Origin of the sequence: Mesorhizobium sp. M0618 (genome assembly GCF_040320765.1) — a bacterium.
Lineage (GTDB): Bacteria > Pseudomonadota > Alphaproteobacteria > Rhizobiales > Rhizobiaceae > Mesorhizobium.
Genome location: NZ_JAMYQH010000002.1, coordinates 409,430 through 417,352 on the forward strand (window position 1 = coordinate 409,430; position 7,923 = coordinate 417,352).

Sequence of the window (7,923 nt, forward strand, 5' to 3'; positions counted from 1 at the left end):
CGCTGTAATGTATGTCTGGGCGCGCATGGTGCGCATGATGGCCACGGCACGCAGCCGTGGCCCCTATGTGATGGGCGGCGAAGGCCGGCTGGCTTTCCGCTGCCTGCCGACCGACATCGATTTCAACATCCATCTCAACAATGCGCGCTACATGATGCTGGCCGATCTCGGCCGCATCGACCTGTTTGTTCGTGCAGGCCTCATCACGCTGGCAAGGAAGAATGGCTGGGCGCCGATGATGGGCGGACTGCAGGCGGTCTATGCACGCGAGATCAGGCTGTGGCGCCGCTTCGAAGTGGTGTCCTCGATCGAGACCTGGGAAGGCACCCAGGTTGTCGGCAAGCACCGCTTCGTCCTCGACAATGGCGAGACGGCCGCGTTGATCCTGACGACAGCCGGCGTCTACGATCGCAAGGCTCGCAACTTTCTTGAGATTGACGAGGTCGTTGCGGCACTTGGTCGTGCCGTGAACCCGCGGCCACCGACGCAAACGGAGCGGATTTTCATGACATCGCACCAGGGTCTGCGCAGCTTGGCCAAGGGCGTCGATCGATCCCGGTAATCGGACTTTCCGCGATCGACGGGAACGTTTGCAACCACTCCACGACCGGTGGACAAAACGACATTCCAAGACTAGAAGGGAAAGGTATTTTTTCCTGCACCGAAGGAGAGCGAGCATGCTCTCGCACGACCGAGTCTGGGCTGCCATCGATGCTCTTGCCAAGCGCTATTCGCTTTCGGCCTCGGGTTTGGCCAAGCGTGCGGGGCTCGATTCCACTGCCTTCAACAAGTCGAAGCGTTTGTCGTCGGATGGCCGGCCGCGCTGGCCCTCGACCGAATCACTGGCCAAGATCATCGAGGCGACGGGCGCCTCACTCGACGAATTCACCAGTCTGATCGAAGGCCGGCCCGGGATCAGCAATGGTGCCTCGACCAGCAATGCCGCTTCGGTCGCCCGCAGAAGCTCCGTGCCGTTGCTCGGCTTTGCCCAAGCCGGCGCAGGCGGCTTCTTCGACGATGCCGGCTTTCCAGTCGGGCAGGGTTGGGATCTGGTCGAACTGCCGGCGCAATCGACCGAGAGCTCCTACGCGCTGCAGGTGCAGGGCGATTCCATGCTGCCGCTCTACCGCAATGGCGACGTCCTCATCGTCGAACCGGGCGCCGTCACCCGCAAGGGCGATCGCGTCGTTGTCAAGACCACATCAGGTGAGGTGATGGCCAAGGTGCTCGAGCGCCAGAGCGTCAAGTCGATTGCGCTGGTCTCGCTCAATCCCGATCATCCCGACCGCGACATTCCCATGCGCGATGTCGAGTGGGTGGCACGGATTGTCTGGGCAAGCCAATAGGTCAGGCTGGTGCGGCTTCTCCATCATGCGCTGGCGGTTCTGTTGCTCCCTGTGATGGCGGCCATGGTCGTCGCTGGCGGTCGCACGCTGAAAGGAAGCGACAGCGTCGTCACGGTGGACCAGCTTGATCCGGGCGCCGATACGATGGCGCAGCAGGCTGCCGGGACGGTGCCGCGGGAGCCGGCCACCTCAGCCATGGCAGCTCCACAGCCGCCGAAGCCGGGGCCGCATTCAAGGGCAATCGATCCCGAAATCGTCGCGCCGCCGGAACTGCCCGCCGACGGGCTTGAACGGGTCGAGCCGCGCGAGCCGTTGAGCAAGCTCGCGCTGGCTGTGCCGCCCAAGCCGAAAATGCCCGACGATTGGAACGGCACAAAGCTGTTCCAGCCGGTTGCGCCGGCCGCCGGCCTGATCGAAGCGAAGGGCTATTCGGTCGCGGTTTCCGGTATCGACATCGTGAGGCAGGACGAGACCTGCAGCGAGGACGGCAAGTCCTGGCCGTGCGGCGTCCGGGCGCGGACGGCGTTCCGCGCCTTCTTGCGCGGCCGCGCGGTGGTCTGCACGGTGCCGCCACAAGGTGGCCGCGACCTGATCGCAGCCGAGTGCCGGATCGGCAAGCAGGATGTCGGTCAGTGGCTGGTCGAAAATGGCTGGGCGCGCGCCGCCAAGGGCGGCCCCTATATCGAGGCCGGCGACAAGGCGCGCACGGCGAAGAAGGGCATTTTCGGATCGGCGCCCGATCTGTCCGGCATGCCGGCGATGCCGGCCGCGCCCGGCCCGGCGCCTCAGGCGCCGGGTTCGATCCTCGAAGAGGTCGATGGCGTGCTCAAGCCAGCTGACCAGCCAGCGCCCGCTCAATGAGCGCACGTGTCTCGGCAACGCCATAGAGTGCTGCGAACGAGCCGAAGCGCGGGCCGCGCTCCTGGCCGATCAGCACCTGGTAGATCATCTGGAAGAAGGCGCCCGATACGCCGGGGCCGCCTTCCGGGCTCTGCTTGGAATGATCCTGATAGCGCTCGATCCTGCGTGCGACATTGAGCGAGGCGTTCTGGATCGCTTCGCCGCTGGCGTCGGCCGGCAGCGCCCCAAGCGCTTCGTCGAGGGCTGCCAGCGCCTCGCGCTCGATCTCGTCGGCGGGCCGGAACGTTTTCGTCGGCTTCACGAAATCGTCGAAATAGCGGATCGCATGGCCGACCAGCCGGTCGAGCTCGGGATGCGTCTTTGGCGTCACGCCTTGCGTATGGCGCGAGATGAACCCCCACAGCACATCCTTGTTCTGCGCGTTGGAAGCGCTGACCAGATTGAGCAGCAGCGAGAACGGCACCGGCATGTCGATCGCGGGCGGGTTGCCGTCATGCATATGCCAGACCGGGTTGCCCAGCCGTTCCTTCCAGTCCTGCCGGGGATAGGCGGCGAGGAACGTATAGTATTCGTCCACGGCCCGCGGGATGACGTCGAAATACAGCTTCTTGGCCTGCCGCGGCCGCTGGTACATGTAGAGCCCGAGGCTTTCGGTCGGCGCATAGGTCAGCCACTCGTCGATGGTCAGCCCGTTGCCTTTCGACTTCGAGATCTTCTGGCCGTTCTCGTCGAGGAACAGTTCGTAGACGAAATGCTCCGGCGCCCGTCCGCCCAGAATGTTGCAGATGCGGTCGTAGACCACCGCATTGGTCTGGTGGTCCTTGCCGAACATTTCGAAATCGACGCCAAGGGCTGCCCAGCGCATGCCGAAATCCGGCTTCCACTGCAGCTTCACGCGGCCGCCGGTGATCGAAAGTGTGGTCTCGGTGCCCTCGTCGTCGAAGGTGATGGTGCCGGCCTTGGCGTCGACATGCTTCATCGGCACGTAAAGCACGCGGCCGCTCTTGGGCGAGATCGGCAGGAACGGGCTGTAGGTCGCCTGCCGCTCGGGCCCGAGCGTCGGCAGCATCACCGCCATGATCTGGTCATAGCGTTCGGCGGCGCGCAGCAGCATCGCATCGAAACGGCCGGCCTTGTAGTATTGCGTCGCGCTGGCGAACTCGTAGTCGAAGCCGAACGTGTCGAGGAAGCGGCAAAGCATCGCGTTGTTGTGGTCGGCGAAGCTCGCATAGTCGCCGCCGAAGGGGTTGGGGACCGACGACAGCGGCTTGTGCAGATGCGGCTCGAGCGCGGCGCGGTCCGGCACGCTGTCGGGTATCTTGCGCATGCCGTCCATATCGTCGGAAAAGCACAGCAGCTTGGTCGCGACCTTGTCCTGCGTCAGGACGCGGAAGGCATGGCGCACCATCGAGGTGCGCGCCACCTCGCCGAACGTGCCGATATGCGGCAGGCCGGACGGCCCGTAGCCGGTCTCGAACAGGACTGTTTGCGGGAAGTCGGCGCCTTTGTAGCGCTCGATGATCTTTTTGGCCTCCTCGAACGGCCACGCCTTGCTTTCGGTCGCGGCCGCCAGTAGCTCGGGGTTGAGATCGATGATGTTTGATCCCGCCATGTCACAGTTTTCCAAATCATTTGCCGGCCCGAAGGCGGGCCGCAGCAAGGGTTTTTCAACCGGTCTCTAGGCGTGCAGCGCCGGAGCGTCAACGCGTGCGGCGCTTTTTCCTTGCGGTGCAGAATGGGCGTTCCTAACTTCGAGGTCCGGTTCGAGGAGAAAAAATTGCCGACACCTCATGAAGCCCTGATCTATCTGATGGTCATCACCTCGGCCTCCGACCGCGACATGACCGATGTCGAACTGGCGCGGATCGGCGAGGTTGTCCGCTCCTGGCCGGTGTTCGAGGACTTCAACCACGACAGGCTTGTCGGCGTCGCCCAGGACTGCCAGAAGCGTCTGCACGAAAAGCATGGGCTGGAGGGCGTGCTGGCTGAAGTCGCCGAGGTCTTGCCTGAGCGGCTGCGCGATACCGCCTATGCCGCCGCCTTCGAGGTTGCCGCCGTCGACCTCGAAATGCGCATGGAAGAGGTGCGGGTGCTGCAGCTGATCCGGCGGCAGCTCGACCTCGACACGCTGACGGTTGCTGCCATCGGCCGCGCGGCCAAGGCGCGGCTGCGCACGATGACCTGAAAGTCCTTGGCCGGGCGTTGTTGAGATTCGGCTCAGGCCGGCAAAGCTGACCGGAACCGGATCAGAAAAAGCTCACCGGAAAATAGCGCAGATAGAATTCCGCGAACGTGCCTTTCATCGAAATTTCCTGCAGCGCGTAATCGATCGCGGCGGCCAGCGCCGGATTGTCCGCTTTGGTGGCGATGGCCATGCCAGTGCCCAGATATTCGGGCGCCAGATAGGGCCCGCCGGCAAAGCGGCAGCAGCCCGCCGCGTCCGAGCCGCCCAGCCAGAAAGCCAGGCGCATGCCGTCGCCGAAGGCGGCGTCGACCTTGCCGGCCTTGAGATCGGCATAGAGGTCTTCCGGCCTGTCGAAAGGGATGACCTGAACCGTGCTGAAATAGTCGCGCAGCATGCGCTCATGCGCCGAGCCTGATATCACGCCGACACGCTTGCCGTGCAATTTGTCAAAGATGGGCTCGGTCAGTGCCTTGCTCTTCGGCATGATGAAGCGCGCTGGAAACTGTAGATAGGAGCGCGAGAAGGCGTAGGTCGTGCGCGATTCCGGTGTTGCGGCGATGCCGGCGATGATCGCCTCGCCTTCGTCTTTCCGCAGTGCGCCTTCCAGCTCGGCCCAAGGCAGGGCCTGGATCTGGCATTTTTCGACGATGCCAAGCTCGGCGCAGATGGCGCGTGCCAGATCGATATGGAAGCCGGACAGCTTTCCCGCACCGTCGAGGAAGTTGAAGGGCGGGAAGTCCGTGGTGGTCAGGAATCTCAGCCGGGGCAGCGTCGAAAGGTCTGGTTTGGGCAGCCGCTCCTTGGCATCCCACAGCATCGGAACCTGAGGCGCCGCGGCGCGCGCGCCGGCGGCGAACGACAGCAATCCGATCAGCATCGCAAAGGCGAAGGATCTCCACCGGAACGCCAAGATAAAACTCCGCCACAGTCGTGCTCGCACCGGTTTTGGTACGAAAATGGTACAGGCACAATGGTTTTTGATTTCAACCCGCCGATTTCAGGATATGATTCAACCGGTTTGCAAATCAGCTCCGGCCGCCTCGGTGAGGGAAGCCACAAAATAAGTATGCGATTTGCAATCCGTGGTCGGTGGCGAAGTGTAAATCAGGCACGCATCATTGGCCGCAATGCACGAGGCAACATGGGGTTGATGTTGCGATGGGTCAGTTCGATCGCACGCTGGAATACATAGACCAACTGCAGCACGCCGCAACGGCGGCGGCGGTCTGTGAAAGGCTGCTGGGCATAACATCGGATTTCGGTCTCACCGCACTGATGGCTGGAACCGTACCGCAGCCAGGCACGCCGGCCGGCCAGCAAAAGCAGCATGTGCTTCTCTGCGATTGGCCGGGAGAGTGGCTGGAGCGCTATGTCGCGCGCAACTATGTCGATCATGACCCCGTCGTCAGCCATATGAAACAGTTGCAGGCGCCCTTCCAGTGGCACGAGGCGTCGCAGGGCATCCGCATCGACAAGAGCTGCGGCGAAGTGATGGGCGATGCCGGCGCCTTCAAACTGCGTGATGGATTGGCCTTTCCGTTGATCACGCTCGACGGCCAGATCGTCATGGTGTCGCTCGGCGGCGAGGCCGTGGAATTGTCCGTCGCCGAATTCGGCCAGGTGTCGCTGGTCTCGACCTACGCGGTTGGCCGCGCCATGCAACTCCACACCATGGCGAACAGCACCATCGATCATATCGTGCTGACGCCGCGGGAGCGCGAATGCCTGCAATGGGCCGCCGTCGGCAAGTCCGAATGGGAGATTTCGCAAATCCTCGGCATTTCCGAACACACCTCGGAGAAACATCTTCTTAACGCCAAAAGCAAACTAGGTGCCGTCAACAGGGTGCAGGCCGTCGCGGAAGCGATACGGCGCGGCTACATTAGTTAGGTCGGCCGTGCCGACCTGGAATTTTTGCCTACGCGATCACGCAATTTTCTCATCAAAGCACGGCCGTATCTTCCTCTGAACGCAGGAGACGGCGGAATGCTTTTTTCCCTTACAACCCAGGAATTGATGGAACGTCCCGACCTTTGGGAGGCCGTCCATCGGTTGCGCTACAAGATATTCGTCGAAGAGATGGGGTGGGATGACCTCAGGCGGCCTGACGGGCTCGAACTCGACCAGTTCGATCACGACGAGGCGGTCCATCAGATCGTCATCAGGGGCGGTGAAGTGGCAGGTTATCAGAGGATGTTGCCGACGACGCGGCCACATCTGCTGACCGAGGTCTTGACCGATCTTTCCGAAGGAACGCCGCCATCGGGTCCAAACATCTGGGAATTGACCCGCTACGCGGTGGCTCCCGGTTTTCGTGACGGCCGTCGCGGCGTTTCGACCGTCGGCACCGAACTGATTGCCGGTTTCGTCGAGTGGGGGCTGAAGCGCGGCGTCGACAAGGTGATCATCGAGTTCGAGCCGATGTGGGTGCTGCGCGCCTTGCAACTGCATTTCCTGGCGACCCCGCTGGGCTATCAGCGCACCTATGGCAACCAGCAGGTCGTCGCCACTTTGCTGACCTTCAACGAACACACCCTCGATGTGGTGCGGTCGCGCCGCAATCATTTTGCTCCCGTGCTGGCCAGGGGATATCCTGACATGCTCGGGCAAAGGCGTGCGTCATGAGATCGGAGACAGCCATGAGCACACATCCGCAACCTGAACTTCGCAACCACACGCTGGTCGTCACCGTGTCGTCGAGTGACGGCCGGCCGGTGCTGGACAGGAGGGCCTATGAAAGCCTGGCAAGGACCTTCCATGAAGCCGCCGATAATGAGGAGGTTCGCGTCGTCGTGCTGCGCGGCCTGGCAGGCTGTTTCTGCCTGGGCGGCGACTTCTCCGAATTCCTCGACGCCACCAAGCACCAGAAACTGATTGCCGCCGTCACCGACCTGTTCCGCACGCTGGCGACGTTTCCCAAGCCCATCCTTGCCTGCGTCGATGGCGATGCCGTCGGTGTCGGCTGCACCATCCTGTTCCATTGCGACATGGTGATCGCGTCCGATGAGAGCACGTTCAGGGTGCCGTTCGTCGATTTCGGCCTGGTGCCGGATGCGGCGACCAGCATCCTGGCGCCGCAGAAGCTCGGCTATGCCGGTGCCTTCCGCTTCTTCTGCCTCGGCGACACGCTTCGCGCCGAAGATGCCAGGGCGCTCGGCCTTGTCGCGGAGATTGTGCCGGGAGGCACCGTCGAGGAGGCGGCTCTCGGCCGGGCAAGACAACTCGTCAAGAAGCCGGTCGCCGCCTTGCTGCAGACGCGCGGCCTGCTGAAGGGGAACACCGAGGCCCTCTGCGACCGCATCGATCAGGAGATTTCGCTTTTCCAGCAGGCGCTGCAGGACGACACCACGCTGCGGCGATTGCAGCGCATCGCCCGGCTCGCGGCCTGAGCGAAAGCATCAAGGAACGCGGCCCCGCCCGGCCCCACCCCCCCCCCCGGCCCGCGAGAAAAAGAAGATGGGCGGATGTAGGGACAGACGCCGCAGAGGTTGTGTTTTGTGAGGGGAGTGTATTGATAGATGTGGGTGAAAA

Annotated in this window: 9 protein-coding genes; 7 read left to right on the top strand and 2 right to left on the bottom strand. The window is 63.0% G+C overall.

Going from position 1 to position 7,923, the window contains the following annotated elements:
• Positions 1 to 7: 7 nt before the first annotated feature.
• From NKJ04_RS04025 to NKJ04_RS04035, 3 genes are all read left to right on the top strand, one after another.
• The gene (locus NKJ04_RS04025; RefSeq protein WP_023811352.1) at positions 8 to 562 is read left to right on the top strand and encodes a thioesterase family protein; all 555 of its coding nucleotides are present in this window, start codon (positions 8 to 10) and stop codon (positions 560 to 562) included.
• Between the two features lie 115 nt (positions 563 to 677).
• Positions 678 to 1,346, top strand: a complete 669-nt coding sequence (locus NKJ04_RS04030; RefSeq protein ID WP_352439629.1) for a S24 family peptidase — start codon at positions 678 to 680, stop codon at positions 1,344 to 1,346.
• Between the two features lie 9 nt (positions 1,347 to 1,355).
• Positions 1,356 to 2,207 carry a thermonuclease family protein gene (locus NKJ04_RS04035; protein ID WP_352439628.1) on the top strand — a complete coding sequence of 284 codons (852 nt, stop codon included), beginning with the start codon at positions 1,356 to 1,358 and terminating at the stop codon, positions 2,205 to 2,207.
• Here NKJ04_RS04035 and NKJ04_RS04040 read toward each other — a convergent pair.
• Positions 2,173 to 3,819 (bottom strand): lysine--tRNA ligase, encoded by a 1,647-nt coding sequence (locus NKJ04_RS04040; protein WP_352673606.1) that lies wholly within the window; start codon positions 3,817 to 3,819, stop codon positions 2,173 to 2,175. The two genes, NKJ04_RS04035 and NKJ04_RS04040, sit on opposite strands and share 35 nt — an antisense overlap.
• A 123-nt stretch (positions 3,820 to 3,942) precedes the next feature.
• Between NKJ04_RS04040 and NKJ04_RS04045 the strand changes: the two genes are divergently transcribed.
• Complete coding sequence (locus NKJ04_RS04045; RefSeq protein ID WP_352673608.1) at positions 3,943 to 4,392, top strand: tellurite resistance TerB family protein; 450 nt, start codon at positions 3,943 to 3,945, stop codon at positions 4,390 to 4,392.
• A gap of 61 nt (positions 4,393 to 4,453) precedes the next feature.
• Here the strand turns inward: NKJ04_RS04045 and NKJ04_RS04050 are convergent, their stop codons facing one another.
• Positions 4,454 to 5,302 carry an ABC transporter substrate-binding protein gene (locus NKJ04_RS04050; RefSeq protein ID WP_352673609.1) on the bottom strand — a complete coding sequence of 283 codons (849 nt, stop codon included), beginning with the start codon at positions 5,300 to 5,302 and terminating at the stop codon, positions 4,454 to 4,456.
• Positions 5,303 to 5,550: 248 nt separating this feature from the next.
• On the opposite strand from NKJ04_RS04050, the gene NKJ04_RS04055 reads away from it, so the two are divergent.
• From NKJ04_RS04055 to NKJ04_RS04065, 3 genes are all read left to right on the top strand, one after another.
• Complete coding sequence (locus NKJ04_RS04055; RefSeq protein WP_352673611.1) at positions 5,551 to 6,282, top strand: helix-turn-helix transcriptional regulator; 732 nt, start codon at positions 5,551 to 5,553, stop codon at positions 6,280 to 6,282.
• Between the two features lie 96 nt (positions 6,283 to 6,378).
• Positions 6,379 to 7,017 carry an acyl-homoserine-lactone synthase gene (locus NKJ04_RS04060; RefSeq protein ID WP_013533650.1) on the top strand — a complete coding sequence of 213 codons (639 nt, stop codon included), beginning with the start codon at positions 6,379 to 6,381 and terminating at the stop codon, positions 7,015 to 7,017.
• A 14-nt stretch (positions 7,018 to 7,031) separates the two neighbouring features.
• Positions 7,032 to 7,781, top strand: coding sequence for an enoyl-CoA hydratase-related protein (locus NKJ04_RS04065; RefSeq protein ID WP_013533649.1), 750 nt, complete (start codon positions 7,032 to 7,034; stop codon positions 7,779 to 7,781).
• The last annotated feature ends 142 nt before the right edge of the window (positions 7,782 to 7,923 follow it).